At 42.0% G+C, this 24,486-nt stretch carries 18 protein-coding genes and 1 tRNA gene; 13 read left to right on the forward strand and 6 right to left on the reverse strand.

Annotated elements, in window-relative coordinates; all coding sequences use genetic code 11:
• Positions 1 to 24: 24 nt before the first annotated feature.
• The 7 genes from BLR32_RS30875 to BLR32_RS30910 all read left to right on the forward strand — a co-directional run bounded on the left by BLR32_RS30875 (position 25) and on the right by BLR32_RS30910 (position 9,639).
• Complete coding sequence (locus BLR32_RS30875; protein WP_089838012.1) at positions 25 to 3,291, forward strand: leucine-rich repeat domain-containing protein; 3,267 nt, start codon at positions 25 to 27, stop codon at positions 3,289 to 3,291.
• 205 nt (positions 3,292 to 3,496) lie between these two features.
• A complete protein-coding gene (gene map, locus BLR32_RS30880) occupies positions 3,497 to 4,261 on the forward strand; it encodes a type I methionyl aminopeptidase (protein WP_089838014.1) in 765 nt (254 codons plus the stop codon).
• Between the two features lie 127 nt (positions 4,262 to 4,388).
• Positions 4,389 to 5,426 (forward strand): serine hydrolase domain-containing protein, encoded by a 1,038-nt coding sequence (locus BLR32_RS30885; protein ID WP_089838016.1) that lies wholly within the window; start codon positions 4,389 to 4,391, stop codon positions 5,424 to 5,426.
• Positions 5,427 to 5,901: 475 nt separating this feature from the next.
• Entirely contained in the window at positions 5,902 to 6,051 is a 150-nt protein-coding gene (locus BLR32_RS30895; RefSeq protein ID WP_089838020.1) for a winged helix-turn-helix transcriptional regulator, read from the forward strand.
• Positions 6,052 to 6,183: 132 nt separating this feature from the next.
• Positions 6,184 to 7,023, forward strand: a complete 840-nt coding sequence (locus BLR32_RS30900; RefSeq protein ID WP_245705565.1) for a helix-turn-helix domain-containing protein — start codon at positions 6,184 to 6,186, stop codon at positions 7,021 to 7,023.
• Between the two features lie 172 nt (positions 7,024 to 7,195).
• The gene (locus BLR32_RS30905) at positions 7,196 to 8,131 is read left to right on the forward strand and encodes an alpha/beta fold hydrolase (protein ID WP_218124282.1); all 936 of its coding nucleotides are present in this window, start codon (positions 7,196 to 7,198) and stop codon (positions 8,129 to 8,131) included.
• A 374-nt stretch (positions 8,132 to 8,505) separates the two neighbouring features.
• On the forward strand, positions 8,506 to 9,639 hold the full coding sequence (locus tag BLR32_RS30910) for a serine hydrolase domain-containing protein (RefSeq protein ID WP_176842492.1): 1,134 nt from the start codon (positions 8,506 to 8,508) through the stop codon (positions 9,637 to 9,639).
• Between the two features lie 172 nt (positions 9,640 to 9,811).
• Here the strand turns inward: BLR32_RS30910 and BLR32_RS30915 are convergent, their stop codons facing one another.
• Positions 9,812 to 10,351 (reverse strand): hypothetical protein, encoded by a 540-nt coding sequence (locus tag BLR32_RS30915; RefSeq protein WP_089838026.1) that lies wholly within the window; start codon positions 10,349 to 10,351, stop codon positions 9,812 to 9,814.
• Positions 10,352 to 10,780: 429 nt separating this feature from the next.
• Here BLR32_RS30915 and BLR32_RS30920 point away from each other — a divergent pair, with 429 nt between their 5' ends.
• The 3 genes from BLR32_RS30920 (at position 10,781) to eptA (ending at position 14,309) form a co-directional block, all read left to right on the forward strand.
• A complete protein-coding gene (locus BLR32_RS30920; protein ID WP_089838028.1) occupies positions 10,781 to 11,308 on the forward strand; it encodes a dihydrofolate reductase family protein in 528 nt (175 codons plus the stop codon).
• Positions 11,309 to 11,971: 663 nt separating this feature from the next.
• Positions 11,972 to 12,799, forward strand: coding sequence for a phosphatase PAP2 family protein (locus BLR32_RS30925; protein WP_089838030.1), 828 nt, complete (start codon positions 11,972 to 11,974; stop codon positions 12,797 to 12,799).
• Positions 12,780 to 14,309 (forward strand): phosphoethanolamine--lipid A transferase EptA, encoded by a 1,530-nt coding sequence (eptA, locus tag BLR32_RS30930; RefSeq protein WP_089838031.1) that lies wholly within the window; start codon positions 12,780 to 12,782, stop codon positions 14,307 to 14,309. The genes BLR32_RS30925 and eptA overlap by 20 nt, the downstream gene beginning before the upstream one ends.
• Positions 14,310 to 14,505: 196 nt before the next feature.
• On the opposite strand, the gene BLR32_RS30935 is transcribed toward eptA, so the two are convergent.
• Entirely contained in the window at positions 14,506 to 16,767 is a 2,262-nt protein-coding gene (locus BLR32_RS30935) for an ATP-binding cassette domain-containing protein (RefSeq protein ID WP_089838235.1), read from the reverse strand.
• Positions 16,768 to 17,170: 403 nt separating this feature from the next.
• Positions 17,171 to 17,244: transfer RNA gene (locus BLR32_RS30945), tRNA-Pro, on the reverse strand.
• A gap of 98 nt (positions 17,245 to 17,342) precedes the next feature.
• Between BLR32_RS30945 and BLR32_RS30950 the strand changes: the two genes are divergently transcribed.
• Positions 17,343 to 17,522 carry a hypothetical protein gene (locus BLR32_RS30950; RefSeq protein ID WP_089838036.1) on the forward strand — a complete coding sequence of 60 codons (180 nt, stop codon included), beginning with the start codon at positions 17,343 to 17,345 and terminating at the stop codon, positions 17,520 to 17,522.
• A 2-nt stretch (positions 17,523 to 17,524) separates the two neighbouring features.
• On the forward strand, positions 17,525 to 18,310 hold the full coding sequence (locus BLR32_RS30955) for a prohibitin family protein (RefSeq protein ID WP_089838038.1): 786 nt from the start codon (positions 17,525 to 17,527) through the stop codon (positions 18,308 to 18,310).
• A gap of 53 nt (positions 18,311 to 18,363) precedes the next feature.
• Here BLR32_RS30955 and BLR32_RS30960 read toward each other — a convergent pair whose 3' ends face one another.
• Complete coding sequence (locus BLR32_RS30960) at positions 18,364 to 19,365, reverse strand: DUF3592 domain-containing protein (protein ID WP_089838040.1); 1,002 nt, start codon at positions 19,363 to 19,365, stop codon at positions 18,364 to 18,366.
• Positions 19,366 to 19,670: 305 nt separating this feature from the next.
• On the opposite strand from BLR32_RS30960, the gene BLR32_RS30965 reads away from it, so the two are divergent.
• Positions 19,671 to 22,100, forward strand: coding sequence for a CshA/CshB family fibrillar adhesin-related protein (locus tag BLR32_RS30965; protein ID WP_089838041.1), 2,430 nt, complete (start codon positions 19,671 to 19,673; stop codon positions 22,098 to 22,100).
• Between the two features lie 80 nt (positions 22,101 to 22,180).
• Here the strand turns inward: BLR32_RS30965 and BLR32_RS30970 are convergent, their stop codons facing one another.
• Together BLR32_RS30970 and BLR32_RS30975 are read right to left on the reverse strand one after the other, a co-directional pair.
• A complete protein-coding gene (locus BLR32_RS30970; RefSeq protein ID WP_089838043.1) occupies positions 22,181 to 23,551 on the reverse strand; it encodes a glycoside hydrolase family 47 protein in 1,371 nt (456 codons plus the stop codon).
• Positions 23,552 to 23,633: 82 nt separating this feature from the next.
• Positions 23,634 to 24,473, reverse strand: coding sequence for an AraC family transcriptional regulator (locus BLR32_RS30975; protein WP_089838045.1), 840 nt, complete (start codon positions 24,471 to 24,473; stop codon positions 23,634 to 23,636).
• Between the last annotated feature and the right edge of the window lie 13 nt (positions 24,474 to 24,486).

The raw sequence follows: 24,486 nt of genomic DNA on the forward strand, positions 1-24,486 counted from the left end.
CATTATTTAAAACCTATCAAAAAAATGCTCCAGTACTTCGAACTGCAGGAAGGGACATCCTCAAAATTCTGGGAGATATCATTGAATGCCAACAGTATTACAACCCGGTACGGAAAGATCGGTACCCCCGGTAAAACTACACAGGAGGATTTTCAAGACTCCGTAAAAGCCCAACAGGAATATGACAAGCTTGTAAAAGAAAAAACGGGAAAAGGCTATCAGGAAATCATAAGGGATGGCAAAACCTTACTTCCTGGCGACTATACCATTATCTCCGAAAAAGTGGCCGTCAAGCGGTATAAACTTGATGAGTATATTGACGCCCTGTATGACGATGGAGGTAAATACATGTTGTATCAGGGGGATGTTGCATTTAACGGCGCCCTTGATACTTACAAACATTGTACTGCTGCTAAAGATGACATATATGGCATTATCGTAGATGGTAATCTTACGGTAAAAGGGGTGATATTCCAACCGGATGTGGATAGCGGTGAACACCTGTTGGTTACGGGCAACCTTCATGCGCAAAGTATCAATAAAGGCGGCGGCGAATTCTATATAAAAGGAAACCTGACGGCAGAACAAACCATCTATGGTTATTATAACCATGGTCGGCTGACAGTAGAAGGAAACACGCAGGCTGTGGCGATCTTAGCAGACGACCATTCCTTCAAATTCATGGGAGATGTATCCGGTACTATTGTCGGTGATCAGGAAATAGAAGGCGTAGAAGATGATTACAACGAGATAACCGTACTTCTTCCCGAGCTGATTAAGGAAAAGGAATATGCCAACAGCGATAAAATATCCAATTACATCAATAAAGGTAAACACATCCTCAGGGATGAATTCTTACCTGGATCTAACGATACACAGGTAGCCAAAGCACCTAAAGAAATGGCCGCTTCAGCGAAACCACAGATACTCACATTGGAAGCGGCCAAGGCGAAAGTTGATATAAGCAGTTATGGTCCTATCGGTGAGATCGCTTTTGAACGGGTGCTATACTTTGGCACTGATCTGTCAGTAGAAGGAGATCTGACTCCGGATTGGGTAAAAGCCGTACTGGAAGAGCACGGCGGACCGGTAGAGGTAGCTGACTTGCTTGTATTAGTAAAGGGTGGTCTGACAGTCAAGGGGGATATTGCTCCAGGTGAAGATAGCTATCCCTGTTTACTGGTGCTGGGAGATGTAAAATGCGACGTACTTTATAGTGGTGACGAATTCATTTATATAACAGGCAATGCAGACATCAGATACGCGCTGGATGGTAATTACAATGACGGCAGTATAACCATTACAGGTAAGACAAATGTACCCTATGTGCTGAATTCCAACCATGAAATGAATATCAAACCGAAAGGTGCTATTCTTATCAATTATTTTAGTGATGCTGACAATTTCTTTGCCTATGATTATACTGTGAAGGATTTTCAGGATGTCATGGTCGCTGCTGTTTTCGAAAAGGACACCTTTAGCAGGCAGGCGTTCATCGGCTTGCTGAAAGCAAGGAAATCGCCGTTGAAGAAAGGAGCAGTGGATGCAAGACAGACTGTGTTGCAGGCACTGGACAAAATGAAGGTCGCTCGGGAAGAGGTGAAGGTACTTGATCTTAGTGATCAGGACCTGGATAGATTCCCGATGCTGCTTACCACCATGAAGTCGCTAACGCAATTGAAATTGAATGGTAATAGCATAAAGACATTGCCGGTAGAAATAGCACGTCTGGAACATCTCGAGGAATTACATCTTTCCGGATGTGAATTGAAAACACTGCCGGTCGAACTGACACAGCTAAAGCATTTACGTGTGCTTGACCTTTCTAGGAATTACGACCTGCGGCCGCAGGAAAGTCTTAGTCAGTTAACTTCTCTGCGTGTACTGAATGTTGCTGAATGTAAAAGCTTTGTATTGACGGCAGGCATCCTCGCTCTCGAGGAATTACGCTGCGATGCCTGCACAGATGCCAGGCCGGTTGATTTTCCAGCCGCCATCCTTGAATGCACCGGCATGAAACGCCTGTTTATGAACATGAATTCCTTTAAGCAAATTCCGCCCGCATTAACGGCGTTAAAAGAGCTGGAGGAACTATACCTGGATGGTAGCCTGGGTTATGTAAGGGAACTTCCGGACCTTTCAGGCCTGAAGAAATTGAAGGTGTTACACGCTTCAGGTATCTATAATGATCCGGCAAGTCCGCTGGCTAAACATAGTTTATTGAAAGGTTTCTTTAACATTCTTTCGCTGGAAGAACTGAAGATCGATCTGTACCGCAGATGGCTGGAAGATCTGAAACCTGAAATGTTTAAGAAGATCGCAGCGAATCTGTCACACGATCCGGAAAGATTGCAGGAATTATCTGACCTGCAGGCTACAAAGGTTGATCTGGGCAATAAGAAAAAGGCGGGTTATCTGCGAAGACCAATGACTGCGGAACACCTGGAAGGTATTGGCGCATTGCGGCAGTTGCGTATACTTGATCTTAGTGAGAATATGTTGTCAGACCTGCCGGAGGAAGTTTATAATCTTCCAGGTTTGCGCTCACTGAACCTGAAAGGTAACTCTTTCAAAATATCTGATCGTTTGAGGATAGCAGAACGATTGCCGGAGGTAGAGCTGGACTTACGCGAAAACTGGACAGAAAATGAGATCATTGATACGGAAGCTGCCAGATTATGGAAGGAGACGGCTGACCTTCTTGAAAAGGGCAATGAGTTGTGGTTTAACGATGCAGGAAAACCACTAAAAGCCATTGCTATATACGACCAGGTATTGGCCAATTTCAATAGTGGGAAGGTGGTAGATAAATACCTGTTGCTGTATACTTACTACGCGAAGACAAATGCATGCAGCAACCTGCCGATGGACGCTGCATATGAGAAGATGTCTGAAAAAGAAAAACGCCGGTATAGCCTGCTTTGTATTGAAACAGGTTTGAAGGGTCTGTCGCTGTTGCCTGAGCATATACTGCCTTCCACCAGCATGGGCGCTTTTTACAGGGAAGTGATCCGTATAGTAGCCAATGCGGTAGCATGGGCGATGTACGAAGTTTATGAAGACCAGGCGAATATGGAAGAGGCACTCACTATTGTTAACAAGGCGGTGGAATGTATTGAAGACCAAAGTGAATATTATATCTATGATTCACAGGTCCGCATCCTTTTACGACTTGGCCGGCAGGAAGAGGCCTGGCAGGTTGTGAAGCAGACACTGGAAAAGGATGAATACTTCAGCAATTTTGATGACATAAAGGAAACTAAAGAGTATAAGAAGTGGTTGAAGAAATAAAGCTTCAGGCAAAAAACGCCTTCGGATCATTTGGACCGAAGGCGTTTTTTTACTTCCTTGGCGATTACCAGCAAGGATTTTATCAGAAGAGAAGTGAAAGGGCTCAAACAAGCAGGGATAAGCAAACGGTTGTGTTTACCTGAATTAATAAAAACGCTTATCTTTAGGAAGTGTAGTATTTATTACAATAAAGAGAAACCAGCATATGTCAATAACAAAAGAATCTGAACTACTAGGCATGCAAAAAGCAAGCGAGGCTGTTGCATTTACCTTAAAAGAAATGAGGACCTATGCCCAACCGGGGATGAGTACAAAAGAACTTGACGAATACGGTGCTAAGATACTATCCGGTTTGGGTGCGAAGTCAGCCCCTTATTTGACATACGGATTTCCGGGGTATACATGCATTAGCGTTGACAATGAATTTTGTCATGGAATACCCTCTGATAGAAGAATCCTAAAAGAAGGTGATTTAATCAATATCGATGTTTCAGCAGAACTGGATGGTTTTTGGGCTGATAATGGCGGGTCATTTGTGTTGGGTAATGACATTCATCAACATCAGAAACTGGTGGATGCATCCAAAGAAATATTGTTGAAAGCGATCAATAATATCAGGGGAGGAGTGAGAATAGCTGATATTGGCTACCTGATGGAAACGGAAGCGAAAAAGAGAGGCTTTAAAGTAATTAAGAATCTTGGCGGGCATGGTATAGGGAGAAGCTTACACGAAGAGCCAGGCGAGTTGCTTAACTATAAGAATCGATCTGATTTGAGGCGATTTAAAAAGCATTCGGTTGTAGCGATAGAAACATTTATTTCTACCACTTCAACCTATGCAACAGAGCTTAATGATGGATGGACGATGGTTGGCAATAAAGGCGGCTACATGGCGCAGCATGAGCATACCATTGTAGTCACTGATGGAAAGCCAATTATTTTAACGGAAATGAATGGTATATTAAATTAGCAGATATTTTTCGGTAGTAAAAAGGAGATCAGCGAATTGATCTCCTTTTTTGTTTGCACCAAACAAAAAAAAAAGTGATATTTTCAGAAATCATAACCCTTTACTTAGTACCAATAAAAACTCATACATGAAGAGATTTTACCTTCTTCTTTTATTATTAGGACCGACGATTTTCTCCGCAGTTGGTCAGTCACTTGTTAATCTACCCAACGACTCAGTATTAACGGCTCTCATGCAAAAGCATAAAGTCCTGGCTTTAGGTGTTGGTGTTATCGAAAACGATGCATTAAAAACTACAAAGGTCTTCGGTGAATTGAAATCAGGGGTTCCCGCTCCAAATAATACTATCTTTCAGGTGGCATCGCTCACAAAGCCTATTGTAGAGATGACCACATTGCGATTAGTAAGCAAGGGCCTCTGGTCGCTTGATGAACCCCTATCCAAATATTGGACTGATCCTGATGTGGAGAACGATCCGAGAAATAAACTCTTAACCACTCGTCATGTACTTTCACATCAAACCGGGTTTGTTAACTGGCGCTGGCTTCATGCAACGGGTAAACTTGCCTTCGATTTTGATCCGGGTACTAAAACCCAATATTCCGGTGAAGGTTTAGAATATCTTAAACATGCTTTAGAGGTTAAATTCAAAATGCCGCTTACTGCAATTGTAGAGAAATATCTTTTCAAGCCGGACGGCATGAAGGATACTCATTTCTTTTGGGATGGCGGCGTTTCCGAAGACAGATACGCGATACCCCACAACAAAGAAATTAAGCCATATGAAATCAGAAAGAACAAAGAGGCAAGTGCTGCAGATTTGCTGATGACGACCGTTAATGACTATACAACGTTCGGTCTAAACGTTTTGAAGAGAAAAGGGTTAAGCGATAAGGTCTGGCAGGACATGATACACATACAATCAAAAGAACCGGATGCAAGATTCGGGCTTGGCTGGGAAGTGTTTAATAATCTAAAAGGGAAGGAGTTTGCATTGGTTCATGGTGGCAGCGATCCTGGGGTAAGAACGATAATTGTTCTTTTACCTGAATCGAAAAGGGGCCTGGTGATTTTTACTAATAGCGATAATGGCATGCCACTTATCAGAGATATTATCAGAGAAGCGTTGGACATTGGAGGAGAATTACTCGAACGGGCGAAATAAAAGGGCTGGATGAGCTCAGGCGAAAGATATCTACAAGCGCCATATCCTTACCGTCTAAATTTTGGGCTTTAACATGTAGAAAGACCAGATCGCCATCAGCTGCTACGTGTTGAAAGTCTACCTTGGTTTTAGGCGCGTTACTCAGCATTTTTGTGGCAAATTATTTTAGTGCTTGTCTGCCGTCAGCGGCATGTGGATTATGCTGAATATAATCTTCCACTATGTATGTATCGATCACTGACAGATCTTTATCGCCAAACAACTTCTGATAGAACGTTGTTACTGTTTTCTTATTTGCATTTTCCTCTGTAACATTACGCTTTTGCGAAAAGGAATACTGACTTAGGGAAATAAAAGGCAAATGTCAATGACAAGTCGTTTGTTCATGTGTGTGTAATTAAATTAAGTAAATAGCAATTTGGTATAATAGAAGTAACTACCTTTACTGCTGTCAAAAGAGCTAAGAGATCTTGAAATGAACCATCTTGTAAAACGGACTGTATGTAACACAAAACCAGTAACTGTAGAATATGAACTTACAGCGTTGGGCGGAAGCTTTAATGAAATAATAGAGGCAATGGCAAAGTGGGGCATACAGTATCGTCAGTCAGTCTTCAGTAAATGAATATCCACTTAATAATGAATAAGCCCGCCTGTCAGAGAGGGTTTAAGTTATCAATGGTCGGCTGGGCAGTTTATGTTGTTATATCCTACTTTATCAACTAATTAATACCGCATGTCCTTTTTTTGGAAATTCATGTCTAAGGAATTTGGCATTCTTCCTGTTGACGCAGCAGCTTCAACACAGGCAAATGATGCTTTTTATCAACCATACATTAAAGTACTTTATTTAAAGAAGGGTAGTCAGGTTACTATAGATTTCAGTACTTATAAATTGAAAGATGATGCGCTATTCTTTATCAATATGAGTCAATGGTATCAACTTGCTATAGATAACAATAAAAACAGTGGGGCGCTTATTTACTACAACCGCGATTTTTACTGTGTTGAAATTCACGACCGGGAAGTGTCGTGCGACGGCATTTTATATAATAATGTTTATGAGATACCGATAGTGTATTTAACCAGGAAGCAGTCCGAAAGCGTTCAGCATATTATAGAGGAAATAGTGGAGGAGGTAAAAAGTTATGGAGATCCGATGGAAGAAATGCTACGTGTTTTGCTAAAACAGCTGATTATTAAAGCCACCAGGATATGGAAAACTGAGCATGCTGTTAATTCAGAGGAAGTTCAGACTGATATTGAATTTATAAGACAATTCAGCCGACTGGTAGATTTGCATTTTAAAAGCATACATGTCGTAGCAGGTTATGCTGACATGCTATCTGTTTCTCCGAAAGTGTTACATAAGCGCTTAACAAAGTATGGGCATGACGGCCCGAATGAGGTGATAAAAAAAAGAATTATCCTTGAAGCCAAAAGATTGTTGGCGCATACTGCATTAAACGTTAAAGAAATTGGATACAGCCTTGGTTATGATGATCCCGCCTATTTTGTACGTCTTTTTACCAAACAGACAGGCATATCGCCCTTAGAGTTTAGAAAGAATTATTATGAAGGAAAACGTACCAAATGACAGATGGAATAAGATATACAAAAGGTAAGTCACCAGTAGTAGGTAGTTCTATCAACTTGTAGCTAAAACGGGTATTATATCAGGTGGAAAAAGTGCAATAAATGGAGATATCGGTCTATTGATTAGGGGGCCTGTACGAAAGTAATTTTGCATCAGAAACTTCATGATGCACATGAAACGTACACTAACAAAAAAAATCAATATGAAATTGAAAAGCGTTGTAGTACCCGTTATTGCCAGTTTAATTGCTCCATCCGCCAGTATTGCCGGGACAACAGAATTACATAGCAGGGAAGAATATGTTGAAGTAGAAAAGAACGTAAGGTTGCATGTAACCGACCTTGGTGAAGGACAACCGGTAGTGCTTATACATGGATTGCCGCAGAGCGATGCCATGTACGAATATCAATACCAATACCTGGTTGAAAATGGTTGCCGGGTTATTGGAATCACCTTAAGAGGATTTGGCAAATCTGATAAGCCTTATGGCCCGTATAATTATGATGTATATGCGCACGATATTAAGGTGGTGCTTGATAAGCTTAACATTCAACAAGGCGTATTGGGTGGCTTTTCCATGGGAGGGGCAATTTCAATACATTATATAGCAAAGTACAATAGTGCTCATATTGCAAAATTGGCATTATTTGGCGCTGCAGCACCGATTTGGACGAGCCGGCCCGATTATCCCTATAATCTTACGGCAGAATCAGTAAACGATCTGATCGCTCTTAGTAAAGCAAACCGTCCTCAATTGCTTGAAAACGTTGGTAAAATATTCGCAGCATCCGAAACTGCGCTTCCAACCGGTTTGGCCAATTGGCTGATAGCGCTTCATATGGAAGCATCTCCTTATGCTACCACGCAAAGCTTAATTGCTTTAAGAGATACAGATCTACGTCCTGAGCTAAGTAAGATAAATATACCCACTATTATTTTTCATGGAACTAAAGATAAGATATGTGAATTTGCGATGGCCGAGCAAATGCATAAAGGCATTAAAAATTCAACGATCATTCGATTTGAAAATAGCGGTCATGGACTTTTTTTAGAGGAGAGAGAGAAATTTAACAGTGAGCTTGTTAAATTCATTCAGCAAAAAGTGTAATAACCTGAAGAGGACGTATCAAAAATAAGCGAACGTCTTCAGAATCGTTTAAATGACTACCTGATTCCATCGGGTACCCGAATAAAAAGAGCCTGTATCATACTGAAGTGCCCCCAAAAAGTTAGACACTTTTGGGGGCACTTCAGTATGATACAGGCTCTTTTAAAACCGATATAAACGGGAAGTGTTTCATATCATTAATAATAATAATCGTAGATACTGTAGAACGAACTGAGGTTCTATTATTGTCAGCATAAACTGTCTGTGAGCTAAGTATCGCTGCCAGGAAAGATTATGCATCCGATCAATTAGGCATTTCTTACCGAAAAAAGTATCTTGTACTATAACAAATGTTTAAGAAAATCAGATCTGCTATGAAATGGATAATGTTCATCGGCCTTTATCTACTGGTTTTTGTCTATGCAAAGGCTCAGAATGAGCCAAATAGCAGAACAGATAACCGTTTGAAAACGGCAATAGACAGCGCTGTTCAAAGAGCGGTCTCTCATTTTATGATCAGTGGTGCCCGGGCCGGCTTGTCGATCGGTATTGTTACAGGGGATAAACATTTTTTCTATAACTATGGAACGACTACAAAAGAGAGAGACCGGCTGCCGGATGAGAATACTGTGTATGAAATAGGTTCGGTTTCGAAAACGTTTACGGGTTATCTTCTTGCAAAGGCCATTACTGACAGGAAACTACGCCTTGATGACGATGTCCGTATCTATTTACCCGGAAGTTATCCTCATCTTGAGTACATGGGTAAACCAATAAAAATCATTCACCTTGTCAATCATACCTCTGGTCTACCACCTTTTCTTCCCGACAGACCAGAAATATTTAAACAATCCGCAGAATCGATCCCATTTTTGCTGGACGCGCTATATCGCAACTATACAAAGGAGATGTTCCTGGCTGACTTGGGAAAAGTGAAGCTAGATACTTTACCCGGCTATAATTACAGATATTCTAACACGGCGGCTCAGCTTCTTGGCTTTATTCTTGAAAATATTTACAGGCAATCTTACGGTCAGTTATTAAAAAGATATTTGTTGAATCCCTTGTCGATGAGTCAAACTGAAACATCGGGCAAAGCATTGACCGGGAAACTGGCAAAAGGCTATGATGCAAAAGGGACGCCTATGCCGCGGATACCAGCAATCATGACGGCATCCGGTGGGCTTTATTCCTCTGCGGCAGATATGGCAAGGTATATCAGCTTTCAATTAAAAGAAACTGATATGAGCGTAAAGTTTTCGCACACTTTTACACAGCAATATACTGATAGCTCGGGCATCGGTATCTTTTGGAGAATAAATACAGATTTAGGCGGCGTAAGAAGAATCTGGCACACGGGAGGGACTTTTGGCTTTTCGAGTTACTGCGTCATCTTTCCGGAAAAGAGGATTGGCTTTGTGCTGCTTTCAAACGAGTTTGATATGACGTCGCAGGGAGCACTTATTGAAGCTGCAGAAACATTGTTCCGGGAAATTATTGGTGCATAAGAATTACAGTGATGTTTTTAAAAAGTTATCTCAACAGGAAAGGCGCAGCTACGCCCGCCTACTTTTAAAGTGGGAGCAATACATGTCAAAATAATCTGTGCTGGCAAATTGAAGAATATGCAGACAAAGCTTCTCAACCAGCAAGAAGCTTTTCTAAACAGTGTAGACGGTTTTATGTAAGCAGCAACTCCTTCACCGTCTGACACCCCGGCAAATTTTCCGCTATTACAATGATTTTACCGCCTGCAGGCAGCGCAGTTGCTTTGTAATACCAATCTACTCTGTTGCGACCCAGCACTGCCTGACCGCTTTCTGTGATAACACCCTCAGCGTCTACTACCTTTACTTCCACTTCTGCTACCCGGAACTCATTTTTGGCAGTCACCACAACATCCTCGCTTTCTAACCTGATGTTCTGGATCTCAGGACTGTGGTAAGCATCCTTCACCGCCATATTGTAGGCATTCTGGCCCGGCCCGGCCAGCGACTGATAGTAGGCCTTTATCTCCGGATCGGCCATCAATACCTGCGCTCGTGCTGAAGCAATGGTCATCTTATGCCTTGCTTCCAGCTGTTTTTGTGTAGGCTTTTTCCTGGAAGGGCCGCGTTTCACCGCCATAATAATCTGCCCATTCCGTTCGTAGATGATGTAATGTTTGCCGAGAGTACCCCGTACAAGCTGCATGAGAATATTGTCTTTAACAATGGCCATAAAAAGGTTTTTTGAGGTTATCTATACAAAAGCTTGTTGTCTTAGTGCGACTAATATACAAATAGTTACGCAACTGGTCATCAAAATAGTATTTAGAGGTCACTTCAATATCCAATTGATATAGAAGTACCCTTTAAATACCCTATTAATGTCATTCTGCTAACCTAATGGTAAGCCGAGTCCAGGCCGATGGTAAGCCGACATTAAGCTATCCGAATGCTGCCGAAAGATTATCTAACTCCTGTGGATCTGTCGTTTTGATGTGCCTGGTAGGTCCGAATTATCAAGCATTCGGTTCAGGAATGCGATGCGAGGGCGTTAGCCGGAAGCAAAAGCGACCACGCTACTTGTCTTAAATAACCCTTAAAATGTCACAATAGCCTCCCGGGGATGTAAGACGACCTAATTACTTTTGTAGAAACTAATAAAATGAGAAAGATAAAATTACAAATGAACATTTTACTTGACAATAAATGGGACAGCGGAATGTCAGACTTTAGTATTGACAATCTCACCAATGTGGACTGCATTCTGCATGGGAGAAAAACAGGGGAAGGGTTTATTCCATATTGGACTGAAGTGGCAAACAATCCCAATGATGGTGAGCATAAACTTGGAAGACGGTTTGCAGAAATTCCAAATGCAATTTTTTCAAATACCCTCAAGGACAGCAAGTGGGACAATACAACCATTATAAATGGCAATTTAGCAGAGGCAATAAAAGCGCTGAAAAATAAAGATGGAAAAGACATCATTGTATATGGTGGCGATTCATTTGTATCATCATTAATACAACATGATTTAATCGATGAGTATTATGTGCTTACAAACCCTGCCGCATTAGGTAACGGACAACAAACCTTCAATCCTTTGAAAAACGAATTAGAGTTAAAACTTGTAGCGTGTAAACCGTTTGCCTGCGGTGCCGTTTTAGTATATTACTCAAGACAGCAATAACATTAAAAAAAGTATGCCAGCCGCTAACAATGCATTGGCAATGTGGCGGGCGGCTGGAAGCTATTGACATAAGCTTGTGCAACCTTCTTCTAAAAGCTGAATAATAACATACAAGCCAAAAAAGATATTTCAATCCACCTCTCTCCAAGAACGTTTTAACAAATAGTACATAAAAATGGAAGCCCTTACCCCAAAGATGGCTGGTTCCGATCGCGAAACTAAGATCTCCATCTAATTAGGAATATTTTGTTTTTGAAAATACGGCTTCTTCCGCTTAAATCTTAGCGTGCGATTTATTTTGCTAGATGTAAAGGCTGCTTTAATATATAAAGTAAGGCGTTTTGTATATATAAAATATGCGGGGTCAACAAAAATATACTTTAGCCGAAAATATCAACATTTAACGCTATCCCTTAGTAAATGAAAGCAGCATCCATATCCTTTCTGGTACTTTTTTTTGCCTTTGTGGTCCATGCATATCCGCAGGAGAAAGTTACCCTTAGCGGCGCAACATCTAATAAGTCCAATGACTTTACAGGAAACAGACTTTATTCAACTTGCTGGCGATGTAGCCGATCAGCAACGCTCACATCCTGGAAAGTGATGTTGGTGAACTTATCTGGTGATTTATCAAACAGGTCTGTAAGAAAAAAGTAATGTCCAATGAATGTAAAGGTTATTAATAATTATTCTAAGCTCAAACCATGTTTATTTTCTTTACCCATATCCTTGTTAGCCGCAATTACTTTATTTTTATACCACAAGGATTCTTTACATACTGATAAATATGTGCAGATTCAAAAAGACATTTTCTTTTTTATTAATTATAATTTAGGCCAATTCCCGGATATCGTCTATAATCTTACCCAATTAGGAGATGCTTCAATTATTTTGTCTGTTTTAAGTATTTTCATTTTGTATGCGCCTAGAATGTGGGAGTCATTAATATCGGCATCGCTGGCTTCTTTTGTATTTTCTGTTGGTTTAAAAAATATATTTCGGGTGCCAAGGCCCGCTGTGGTATTTGATAATAATTGTTTCGTTATCATCGGAAAAAAAGCTGTTGGGTATGCCAGTTTACCATCTGGACACTCAATTACAGTCTTTACAACATTTACTGTTTTGTTGTTTGCATTTATGCCCGAAAGGCTGTCCTATAAAATTTTATGGGTCCTTTCTATAATCATAACAGGACTAATTATTGCGTTTACAAGGGTAGGCGTAGGAGCGCATTATCCGCTAGATGTTATTATTGGCAGTATTATCGGATATATCTCGGGACTGGCAGGAATCTTTATCAGCCGGAAATACAGAATCTGGGCCTGGGTTAACAATAAAAAATACTATCCGGTTTTTATTTTGTCAATAGTGGCTTGTTTTGTGTCATTAATCAGCCAGATAATCGACAAAAATTTGATAATATTATATTTTGTATTAATTTGCCCAATTGTTCCGTTTTATAAAATGGCCTATGCGTTTATTAAAAGATAATATAAAGATCGTTCACCTTTCTATATTACTAAGTTGTCTTAACTTCTTATTCTTTCATTTTCCCTTTTTCAAATTTATTTTTAATAATGTTGATTATAAAAGTTTTAACGGCATTAGCATTATTATTTGTTTTATTATTCTAATGCTGGTTGCAAATGCTTTTGCCTTTTTTTTGATGTTATTTCTATTCCGCTTTGTGGGAAAAATTATCCTGGTATTATGCTTTATTGTCAACGCAATTGCAGTTTACTTTATTAATACTTACGGTGTTATAATAGATGGCGGTATGGTCGGCAATGTACTGAATACCAATTATGCTGAGGCGTCTGGTTTTTTTTCCATAAAATTACTACTCTATGTAATGCTGCTTGGTGTTATTCCTGGCATTATTATCATTAAAGCCAAAATAATAAATGTAACATTCAAGCGATTTTTAGTCATCGCTTCAACTACTTTATTATTTATGTTAATTGTAGTATTTGCCAATGCCCAAAATTGGTTGTGGGTTGATAAAAATTCGCCAGTATTGGGAGGGCTTGCAATGCCGTGGAATTACACAGTAAATTTTTCTTTGTTCTTTATACATAAACACCAGGAAAATGAAAAAGAAATATTATTGCCGGATGCTACCATAAAAGATAACCGGAAATCGGTTGTAGTCTTAGTGATAGGAGAATCCGCCAGAAGTGAAAATTTTTCTTTATACGGGTACAGTAAAAATACAAATCCGTTTCTTTCAAAAACCCCTGGTGTACTTCATTTTAATGCTACCTCTTGCGCTACTTACACTACTGCAGGTGTAAAGTGTATTTTAGAACATAAAAATACCGGCGAGTTGTATGAGATTTTGCCCAATTATTTATATAGAAATGGCGTAGAGGTTGTCTGGAGAACCACAAACTGGGGAGAACCACCCGTTCATATAAAAAATTACCTGAACAAAGATGCGCTGATGAAAGATTGTAAAGGCGATGGATGCAATTATGATGAAGTTCTTTTGAATAACCTGAAAGAGCAAATAGCAGCAAGTACAAAAAGCAAGGTATTGATAATATTGCATACAAGTACAAGTCATGGGCCTGAGTATAGCAAAAAATATCCGCCGCAGTTCGAAACTTTTAAGCCAGTCTGCAATAGCGTTGAATTAGCAAAATGTTCTAATACCGAACTGGTCAATGCTTATGACAATACGATTGGTTATACCGATTATATTTTGCACAATGTAATTGAAGATTTAAAACAATTAAAGGATTATAAAAGTGCAATGATTTTTGTTTCCGACCATGGCGAATCTTTAGGGGAAAAAAATCTATACATGCATGGTTTGCCTTTAAGGCTGGCGCCGAAACAACAATATGAGATTCCTTTTATAGTTTGGACATCTGATAACAGTTTAAAGCAACTGAAGCCAGAAAATTCATTGTCGCAAGATTATGTATTTCACAGTGTTTTAAATTTTTTGGGTATACAAAGTCCTGTTTATAATGAGGAATTGAACATTTTTAAATAGCGGACGACTAGACTTGTTGCCGTTTTATGTGGCGGTGCTATCGCTACGGTTGGAGTACTTTTTTTGAGTGCGCCATTCAATGCGCAGGTTACTTATAAATTTTAGCTTGCGTTTGTTTTAACCTATATTAATTCAACAGCATAAATAATGCAAAATTCAATTCCCACCTGGATAAGAATGAAATAGTACTCTGGCGTTACAATACAGGACTGTATAAATGGTTTCTCAAATATTCAGCAGTGAACGACTCTTTGTTTTGTAAAAGGTCTGCTACGCTACCTTCGAACATAACGTTACCTCCATATTTACCTGCTCCTGGCCCGATGTCGATGATCCAATCAGCCTGTGAGATGATGTCCAGATTATGCTCAATTACAATCACGGTGTTTCGCTGATGAACCAGTTTGTGCAGCAATTGCAAAAGCTTGCTGGTATCAGAAGGATGCAACCCTGTACTGGGCTCGTCAAGCACAAGAATATCTTTTCTGTCGTTAAGTTCACGGGTGAGTTTAAGCCGTTGCCGTTCGCCACCCGAGAAGGTGTCGAGTCGCTGACCCAGTGTTAAATAATCGAGGCCAAGTTCGGTTAATAGGTTTAGCCGGTTTACCCAATTTTCTGTCCCAAAGAAATGTTGTGCCTGCTCAACCGTCAGGCTCATTACTTCCACGATATTTTTCCCCTGATATCGATAGGAAAGCACTTTTGTATTGAATCCGGTTCCACCACACACTTGACACGGTTGCTCAATATCTTCCATAAAGGCAAGGTCGATCTTTTCAACACCCAGTCCCTTACAGTTTGGACATTCGCCACCACTATTGCTGCTGAAAAGCTGGTTACTCACGCGATTCGCATTTGCAAATAGGTGCCTGACATAATCTGATATGCCGAGAAACGTCATGAGATTTGCGCGCGCTGTGGCTGTGATCGCAGATTGATCAATGATACGGACGTCCGGAAACTGCGCAGGCAATACTTTACTGATCAACGTGCTCTTTCCTGATCCTGCAACACCGGTAACAACGGTGAGTACCTCTTTGGGAATATTGACAGTTACCTTGCGTAGGTTGAACAGATCTGCGTTACGGATCGTTATGACATCATTAAACGTCAACGGATCTTGATTGAATGAACGCTTCGAAGCAAAATACTGGCCTGTTTTGGATCCTGAATTTTTCAGTCCCTCAAATGTTCCTTCGTAAACAATCTCACCTCCATTACTACCAGACAGCGGTCCCATGTCAATGATGTGATCAGCAATACTGATCAGATCCGGATCATGCTCTACAATTAACACTGTATTCCCCTTATCCCTGATCTGCTTCATGATTGTAGCAATATTATGCAAGTCTTTCGGATGAAGTCCGATGCTGGGTTCGTCAAAAATATAGAGCAGATTTTCAAGACTATTGCCCAGGTGCCGAACCATTTTGATGCGTTGTGATTCGCCGCCAGACAATGTGCTGGTTGTTCTGTTAAGCGTGAGATATTGCAATCCTATAACTACAAGGCTATTGAGTTTCTTAATTAATTCATGCAGGATGGTTTGATACGTTTTGGAAGATATGGATTCAACAAATGCCAGTAATTCATCCACTGGTAACTGTGCACAATCACCGATGTCTTTGCCTTTGATCTTGCAACTGAGAACTTTCTTATTCAGCCGCTTGCCGTTACATTCAGGACAGGTGGATGTGATTATAATTTTTTCGATATCCTTCTTACGCTTGCCGTGTTCCTTCGAATCCTTCTGCAGGAAATCCTTCTTAATCCGCGGCAACACACCTATGTATTGCATTGTCTTGCCCCAATCCTTGCCAGGGGCCTTGGGCTTATGCTCCGGGGCGTTCAGTAATATATCCCATTCTTTATTTGAATAATCTTTTAGTTTCTTGTCCGGATCAAAATATCCAGAGTTCACATATCGATGCCAGCGGTAGCCGCCGGGCTGAAACGTTGGAAAAAGAATGGCACCTTCGTTGAGTGATTTGCTCTTGTCAAAAAGTGTGTTCAAATTAATTTCACTTGTGTAGCCAAGTCCTTCACATACAGGACACATTCCCTGCGGGTTATTAAAAGAGAATACACCAGAGTATCCAACAAACGGTTTTCCAATTCTTGAGAACAGCAGTCGCAATGATGCATATACGTCTGTAGCAGTACCTACCGTTGATCGCGCATTGCCTCCCAATCTTTTTTGATTAATGATCACCGGAACATTCAGGTGCTCGATCTTGTCAACATCCGCCACTCCAATTTGTGTAAGCCTGTTGCGAACGAAGCTCGTCTGCGTCTCGTTTATTTGGCGTTGTGCCTCCGCACCAATGGTTTCAAACACGAGAGACGACTTGCCCGAACCTGAAACACCAGTGAACACGGTGATCATGTTCTTTGGAACTTCAAGTGAAATATTCTTAAGATTGTTCTGACGCGCTCCGGAAACTTTGATTGGATTCATATTTTTTGGCCACCGAATACTATGCCAGTAAGCCATAGCTTGTTTTTGTGCCCTGGTAAAGTCTAAGTAAGGCGGGAATGTCGTCGATATGGGGACTAATTTCAACAATAAGATTTTTTTAGAGCCGGTAATGTTATCAAGTTTGTGCTGTTATTTGTATCTTTTGAGTAGTATATTCTGTTATATTCATCTTAATCAAAATCAAAGATGTTTTAATAGTCATTTTATGAGATGACTCTGCCTTGTTCATTTTCATCTTTTCCCTCTTAATGGTTCCAGAAATGGGCTTTGCAGAAAGACGGAAGAGCCAATTGTAAAAAGGAGTTTTTGGTAGGTTGAAAACAGAAAAAGCCCGCAAACATTGGCTATTTGCGGGCTTTGAATCGAATTAAAGTGTGTGTCGTCGGGATGACAAGATTCGAACTTGCGGCCTCTTCGTCCCGAACGAAGCGCGCTACCGGGCTGCGCTACATCCCGAGGGATCTTTCAGCATATAAATCAATTTAATAACCTTTCAAAAAATAGCCAAATTTTTCTCCCCGCATTCCTTACATTCGTATTTAATTCTGCTGAATATGAAGCTCATTTATTTATCCCTGCCAGCAGTTGTTGTACTGGACATTTATATCTGGACATGGATAGCCGGATTGTTATCTGCGCCGAGTGATCTTGCAGTATTCGCCGGCATTGTCAGCATTTTCGTAACGATAATATTACACTACGCATTTTACAAGCTATTAAAATCCAAATTTTAATTATGAAGCGACCTATTATTCTGATGATCGTTGTTGTTGTGATAATCCCCATATTCTGTATGCTTTGCTGTACCCGCATTGACGCCGGACATGAAGGTATCAGGGTGAAACAGTACGGTAGTGATAAAGGAGTACAGGATATCTCACTTGTAACTGGCCGGGTATGGTACAATCCACTGACAGAATCAGTATATGAGTTTCCGATTTTTGTACAGACGGCCGATTACAATCCGTTTACCGTGAATGCAAAAGACGGGTCTGTGTTTACAGTAGATCCGACCATTACATTCCGCGTAATTCCTGGTAAAAGCCCTGAAATCTTTAAGAAGTATCGTAAAGGAATTGAGGAAATCACCAGATCGACTTTATATAACTACGTGCGGGATGCGTTCCGTATCCAGTTCAATAAATATACAACGGACAGCATGATCAGCAGCCGGGAGACATTTGAGAACTCTGTACAGGTGCAATTGACAGCATCTCTGCTGAAAGAAGGCTTCGACCTGGAACAGATGACAAGCGGTATTCAGTATCCTGAAACGATCACCCAGGCCATCGATGCTAAAAACAGGGCAGTGCAACAGGCAATGCAGGTAGAAAATGAGCTTAGAGTAACAGAGGCTAACGCTAAAAAACTGATCATACAGGCAGAAGCGGAAGCAAGGGCAAATCAGCTTCGTCAGCAATCTCTGACTCCTTTACTCATCCAACAGCAGTTCATCGAAAAATGGGACGGAAAAACGCCTTTATATGGCAATTCTCCCACCTTCTTCAAAAACGTCCAATAATAAAAAAGGCGTCCGATGTTTCCGGACGCCTTTTTTATTGCAATAAAAGTATCTTAATTCCTGAACATTGTTAACACCAACGCCGTTTCCTTGTTAAGGCCCATAGCAGCCGCCATGACAGATGAATTGTCGCTTTGATCCGTTTCACGCTCTATCTGTTTGGTATGTACCACCAGCTTCAGATCACCTTTGGTATACAAGACTAAGCCACCTTCTTCTTTGTCCTGAGAAGTAGTATCACTGGTTTCCTTTTTAAAACCGGAAGAGCGGATATCTTGTCCCATTTTCAGGAGGTTGTCACCACCCATTACAACATAGGTAACGCGAACACGTGGTTCAACGCTGAAAAAGAGTTTTTTATTCTCATTCACATAAGTTGAACTATCGTCATCAGTCATTATCCAGCGATAGCTGATATTGTTCAAAGCCGGCAGAATGCTGTCTCCAGGCATTTCCAGTATCCTGGACATGTCTTTAACAGTCAGTTGCCTGCTCTTGATACCTGTGAGTTCCTCCACCATTTCATCTCCCAGCAGGATCTTCACCAGAGAGGGATGTTTGGTAGAATAGATCACTTCAACATGCTGACCTTTGCTGGCCAGATCATATTGATCGCTGTCTACTTCTTTCTGAGTGCGTACGTGTTTACCGCTTTTCGTGTAATAGGATATCGTCAGCTTGTAAGTGCTGCTCTTGGAGCTTTTCCTGTAGTAACCATCTACGATGGTAGCAGGCACTCTTTCACCAAACTTTCTGAGTTCTTCGTTTTCCAGCTTACCGTAATGCATGGCAAATACGACTATCAACGCGATGGCAGCAGGGATACATACAAATGCCATATTGTGATACCACTGTTTGGGATATCTGTCCCACTGCGTGATCTCATCCATGTCGGTGAAATCTGCAAAGGTCTGCGCCATAAAGATGAAGCACAAAATACCTCCGATGATAGCCAAAAATATTGGCATGGAGATATACAGACCCGCCGGCATCCAGATATACCAGATCAGGAATGTGAGTAGGAGCAGCACGCCCCAGATAATTCTTCTTTTCATGTGTATAGGGTTGTAGTGTATATAATAGGTAAGAGGTTTATGTAGCAGTAGTAAACTATTCGCAGTCAATACGTTGTCCCGGTCTGATGTAAAACTAACTGCAAATATACATTTTTTAATATATGAATAGGAGCATGCTACTCATTTTAAATTATTATTTTATTTACTATTTTGATGTATTTTACGTGGGAGCACGCTTGAAAGCCTCTGTAGCAGCTTGTTTTGGCCGTAGGTGATGAAAATGAAATAGTTAGCCGTAACGCATATCTATACCTGAAAAACGATCCCTATAATTATATATTCTGATGCCAAGATTTTTACTACTATCCTTATTCCTGTTATGGTTTCATACTCAGTCATTTGCACAACTGGCAGACAACGGTGCCGGATCTTTGAAAAACTTTATCTGGTGGATGGACTGGGCAGATGTGAAGATTGAAGACGGAGCAACAAAAACATTTATTACTGCGGACGGTCTTACCGTTACCGCCACATTCTCCGGTGTAGCGGGTACGCCGGTGGCACCCAGTATCATGGATACCTGGAACGGCGCTATCCTGAAGAACCTGTATAACTTCTCTGATCCCGCTATCAAACCGGCGATCTTTGTTGCAAACAACTTCAATAACAGCAGGTTTACTATCACCTTAAGGGCTACCCGCAGAGGAAAACCGGTTGCTTTTACATTGGCAGCCAGTGATGCAGAAGCCAGTAATTCACTGGAAACGCTGACAATGAGTACTACCGCAGGCAACTGGCGTACCCTGGAATTCTTCAGAAATTCATCGCAGGTAAATAACCCTGCTTCCGGCTGCGGTACACAAACAATCAGTATCTCCGAAACATATGCAGGAACACCGAACGTCGGACAACTACCCATTGTGGCTACCGACGTACCAGCGGCCACAGGCACCCTGACGTTGGATGTACGCCTGTTAAGGACTACACACGGCAGCAGCGCGGTAGCTTTCGGTATTATGACTGCTGTCGATGAAGGAGACCTGCCTGCCAGTTATGGTTACGCCACACATCAGTTAGTATACGCTACCCAACATCCCTGTAACGACCGCGCACCATTACCTCTTACCGCATTAGAGACAAACCTGAAACTGGGTAGTATTGCCGGCGATGCGGATACCATAGGCATGACAGATGATAATCAGTATGGACAGGATGAAGATGCAGTAACTGCCTTCAGTGATTATAACGGCAATGGCAGTTATAATGTAACTGTTCCGCTGACTAACGCCACTGGAAAAACAGCGTATCTCACCGGCTGGTTTGACTATAACCGCAACGGTATGTTTGAAACGAATGAATCTGCAGCTGCAACGATAGCTCCCAATGCAACCACTGCTACTTTGACCTGGACCTCTCTGCCCGCTGGATTTATCGCCGGAAGGGTGCCTTTGTATGGATTCAGATTCCGTTTATCAAGTGATCAGCAGGCGCTTAAAACACCCGCAGGTTTTGCTCCGGATGGGGAAGTAGAAGACTACCTTGTCAGCATTAAAGCGCCCTGTTCTGCGAATATCAATACACTCTCCAATATGGTGCTCTGTGCAGGCAAACCGGCGCAGCTAAATGCTACCGGCGGTATCAAATATCAATGGACGCCTGCTACAGGATTATCGGCAGATACTATTCCTGATCCGGTAGCCACACCGACAGTGACAACCACTTACAAGGTAAGCGGAGTAGATGCATCCGGTTGCCCGGGTTCCGCTACCGTCACTATTTACGTCAACCCTTCACCAATATTTACTAAACGAAGTGACACTGCCATCTGTGCGGGAAATAGCCTGCAGTTATCTGCTGTTTCTGATATCCCTGCCACTTACAGCTGGTGGCCTGATTCTTCGTTAGATAAGAGCACAGTTCCCAACCCTGTTGCTACTCCGCTAACAACCACCAGCTATACTGTTACAGCGACCACGATATACGGCTGTACCAGTAAATCCGCCATCAATATCACAGTAAATCCCGCCCCTGATATGAGAGTGATGCCGGATACGCCAGTAGTATGTCTCGGACAATCAGTAGAGATCCAGGCAAAAGGTGCAGATGTGTATGAATGGTATACAGATAGGGATTCCCTGCTCACCACTAATTCCCTGATCGCTGTAAAGCCCACCTGCGATTCTACGTTCAAGATCTATATGGAACAGCATACCTGCCGGGTAGCAGATACTTTCCTGGTGCCCGTGAAAGTGTATGATCTGCCGGTTACCTCCGTTGCAAAATCAAGTGATATAGACTGTGCGCATCCGCAGGTGGCGCTGGAGGCCACTGGTGGCGTGTATTACAACTGGCAACCTGTTGTTGGTATGGCCAACAATCTGGTAGCAAATCCTGTTGTATCTCCGCTGAAAACTGTTACCTATGAAGTGACCGTGATGGATGAACATGGGTGCACACAGGTGGAAGCCGTTACCGTGAATGTAGACATTGCACTGGCATTCACGCGGTATCCTATTCCCACAGCCTTTACACCCAATGGCGATGGTATGAACGATTGCTTCGGATTAAAGTTCTGGGGTGAGACGAATACCTTCGAATTCAGTGTATTTAACCGTGTAGGAAACCTCGTGTTTAATACACACTATCCCGGCGACTGCTGGGACGGCACCTACAAAGGCATATTGCAGCCGGCAGGTTCCTACATATACATGATAAAAGCGAAAACGATCTGCGGAGATGTACTAAGGAGAGGTACTGTGGTGCTGGCTCGTTAATTTACTTCACCTTTTAATAAAAAAAGGAGGTGCCTCAATTGAGGCACCCCTTTATCCTGTATATAGTGCTGGTTAACTTACTAATTAATCCCCAACCTTCTTCCTATTTCAGCCGTATTAAAGTCCGCTATCCTAAAAGGATGGGCCTCGGTATTAAACACATATTCCGCCGTATTCAAACCACTATCCGGCGTAAACAACAAATAGAGATACTTCATCGTCTCTGCAAAGAAATACGTCGGTAGTTCGTTCTGCTGCTTTTTCGTCCGTACATCCGCTATTGATGAAAACGCAGTAGGCGTTTTACAATACTTCAATATATCGCTATAATACTGTTTTCCCATCTCTAAGTAGGTAGTATCCTTAGTATAATCATACAGATACCAGGCAGACTCTATGATCTCTGGATTCAGTTCGTACACCGGCGAGGAAGGCAGCTGTTTACGATAATCATAGATCATCGGTTCCAACCCATACTTCTTCCACACATTATTCCAGGTGGACTGAACTTTACCAGCCCTTTCCGCATCATCATCAATACATAACAACGCAGGGAAATAAGCGTCATAAAGCGTCACTGCACTATTCTTCATTTCTCCTGAATACATATCCGTTTTCCTGTACCAGATGGTCGTATCACTTTCTTCCGCATCATAGGTGTGCACCGCTGTGATAGTCTGCTCCCACATTTTCCGGATCTCAGGATCCCTGAACAGCAGCCATGTCTTCAGCAGGCATTCATAGTAGGCATCCCCGCCGGCGCCGATATAACTGACTGTTTCCAGCCACTCACCGGTTTCATTGTTGATCACATTGCCTACAAGGTTGATCTGCGACCGTCTTCCATAAACTGCCAGTGTCGCTTTCTTGGCCGCCTGGTAATACTTCGGATCCTTTGTATAGTAACTCAGGATACCCATTTCCAATGTGTACGCCGCTGCTTCAGCAGTGTTGACTTTCTCTCCTCTTGCTTTACCGGTCTTCAGGTTCACCCAGTAATAGGGAATGCCTGTAGGCGACTTAAAAGCCTGTAATAAGCGGTCGCCCAGGTCTTTTGTCTGCGAGAGTACCTTTGGATTGTGTGTGTAGGAATACATGGCAAGCAATCCTCCCAGCACTCGCTTATTCATGTCAAAGGTCTTCACATATACATCCCTGTTAAAACTGCAGCTGTCTGCAATGTATTTCTCGATCTCCCTGGCCTGTTTCTGAAGGCCCATCACTTTCATGGTACTATATGCGTCAACCGGAGAGATGTTTAAAGGTTCCTCATACCAGTCTGTATACTGTTTCGTTAACGGCAATAGTACGTCATGGCCCCACGCGTATCGTTTGTAGGTATCCCAGGCTTTTATAAATTCCTGTTTTACACTGTTCGATAGCTCCGCTGTCTGGGCTTTCACAGGTAGGTAGCAGATCATGGCTACGGTAGCCAGGATGCATTTTTTCATCAGATGCTAAATTATGATCTGCGAAAATAGTAAAGCGCTCATACTATTGCGCTAACAAATATATTTTTTACGTTATAACGATCTAAGACAGGCGTTGGTGCTGATCGCGGTATTGTGAAGGCGTTCGCTGGTAAATACCCTGGAATTGTTTGTAGAAGTGTCCGAGGTTGTTAAATCCGCAGTCGTGGCAGATACTCTTGATAGGGGCATTGGTGACGGCTAATTGCCTGGCAGCGAATTGCATACGCAGTTCTGCAACTAAAGCAGAAAGGGTCTTATTATAGCATTTCCTGACCGTTCTGTTCACATGATCAAGATTACGTCCGCAAAGGGAGGCAAACCCACGTGCGCCCAGGCGGAAGATGTCAGGCTGAATGGGGAACTGCTGAACTGCATTATTCAGCCAGGCCGGAATGTCCTGGTTATCAGGCTGATTTTCATTAGGCAGTAACAGTCTGAACATGGATAGCAGGAAACTGTCCAGGTGAATAGGAGAATGCTGATGTTTCCAGATCTTTTCTGCCAGGTGGGTCACACTACGCAGCACATTGACATCAAGTGTAATGTGATAGGGAAGGGGGCCCTTTTTCCAGAAGAAATCCTCCGTACCGCTGAAGTACCTTTTACGGAAATATTGCACTGTTTTCAGGGGAAACCCCAGGTTCATCATGGTAATGCCCTGCCGGCTGGAGGCAAATGTGTGTTGATCTTCCGGGCGCATCATCACAAGGTCACCCGTATTTAGGGGTATCTTTTTCCCGTTAATGAGGTGAGTGCCGCTACCGTGCTCTATCCAGAATATTTCGGCGTAGTCATGGTTGTGCAGCGATATATCATCGCGTGAAAAGATCTTCACCCGGGTAAGATGGAATATCTCGCCCCTGGTAATAAAGTGGCGTAATAAGAACTTGGTAACTTTCATAATTGGCCCCCAG

The organism is Chitinophaga filiformis (assembly GCF_900102545.1).
In the GTDB taxonomy this organism is placed as follows: Bacteria; Bacteroidota; Bacteroidia; order Chitinophagales; family Chitinophagaceae; genus Chitinophaga; species Chitinophaga filiformis.

Bases quoted from the DNA above. Each gene is read 5' to 3' on its own strand.
- BLR32_RS30875 (WP_089838012.1), top strand. From the start codon at position 25: ATGCTCCAGTACTTCGAACTGCAGGAAGGGACATCCTCAAAATTCTGG.
- map (WP_089838014.1), top strand. From the start codon at position 3,497: ATGTCAATAACAAAAGAATCTGAACTACTAGGCATGCAAAAAGCAAGC.
- BLR32_RS30885 (WP_089838016.1), top strand. From the start codon at position 4,389: ATGAAGAGATTTTACCTTCTTCTTTTATTATTAGGACCGACGATTTTC.
- BLR32_RS30895 (WP_089838020.1), top strand. From the start codon at position 5,902: ATGAACCATCTTGTAAAACGGACTGTATGTAACACAAAACCAGTAACT.
- BLR32_RS30900 (WP_245705565.1), top strand. From the start codon at position 6,184: ATGTCTAAGGAATTTGGCATTCTTCCTGTTGACGCAGCAGCTTCAACA.
- BLR32_RS30905 (WP_218124282.1), top strand. From the start codon at position 7,196: ATGAAACGTACACTAACAAAAAAAATCAATATGAAATTGAAAAGCGTT.
- BLR32_RS30910 (WP_176842492.1), top strand. From the start codon at position 8,506: ATGAAATGGATAATGTTCATCGGCCTTTATCTACTGGTTTTTGTCTAT.
- BLR32_RS30915 (WP_089838026.1), bottom strand. From the start codon at position 10,351: ATGGCCATTGTTAAAGACAATATTCTCATGCAGCTTGTACGGGGTACT.
- BLR32_RS30920 (WP_089838028.1), top strand. From the start codon at position 10,781: ATGAGAAAGATAAAATTACAAATGAACATTTTACTTGACAATAAATGG.
- BLR32_RS30925 (WP_089838030.1), top strand. From the start codon at position 11,972: ATGAATGTAAAGGTTATTAATAATTATTCTAAGCTCAAACCATGTTTA.
- eptA (WP_089838031.1), top strand. From the start codon at position 12,780: ATGCGTTTATTAAAAGATAATATAAAGATCGTTCACCTTTCTATATTA.
- BLR32_RS30935 (WP_089838235.1), bottom strand. From the start codon at position 16,767: ATGAATCCAATCAAAGTTTCCGGAGCGCGTCAGAACAATCTTAAGAAT.
- BLR32_RS30950 (WP_089838036.1), top strand. From the start codon at position 17,343: ATGAAGCTCATTTATTTATCCCTGCCAGCAGTTGTTGTACTGGACATT.
- BLR32_RS30955 (WP_089838038.1), top strand. From the start codon at position 17,525: ATGAAGCGACCTATTATTCTGATGATCGTTGTTGTTGTGATAATCCCC.
- BLR32_RS30960 (WP_089838040.1), bottom strand. From the start codon at position 19,365: ATGAAAAGAAGAATTATCTGGGGCGTGCTGCTCCTACTCACATTCCTG.
- BLR32_RS30965 (WP_089838041.1), top strand. From the start codon at position 19,671: ATGCCAAGATTTTTACTACTATCCTTATTCCTGTTATGGTTTCATACT.
- BLR32_RS30970 (WP_089838043.1), bottom strand. From the start codon at position 23,551: ATGAAAAAATGCATCCTGGCTACCGTAGCCATGATCTGCTACCTACCT.
- BLR32_RS30975 (WP_089838045.1), bottom strand. From the start codon at position 24,473: ATGAAAGTTACCAAGTTCTTATTACGCCACTTTATTACCAGGGGCGAG.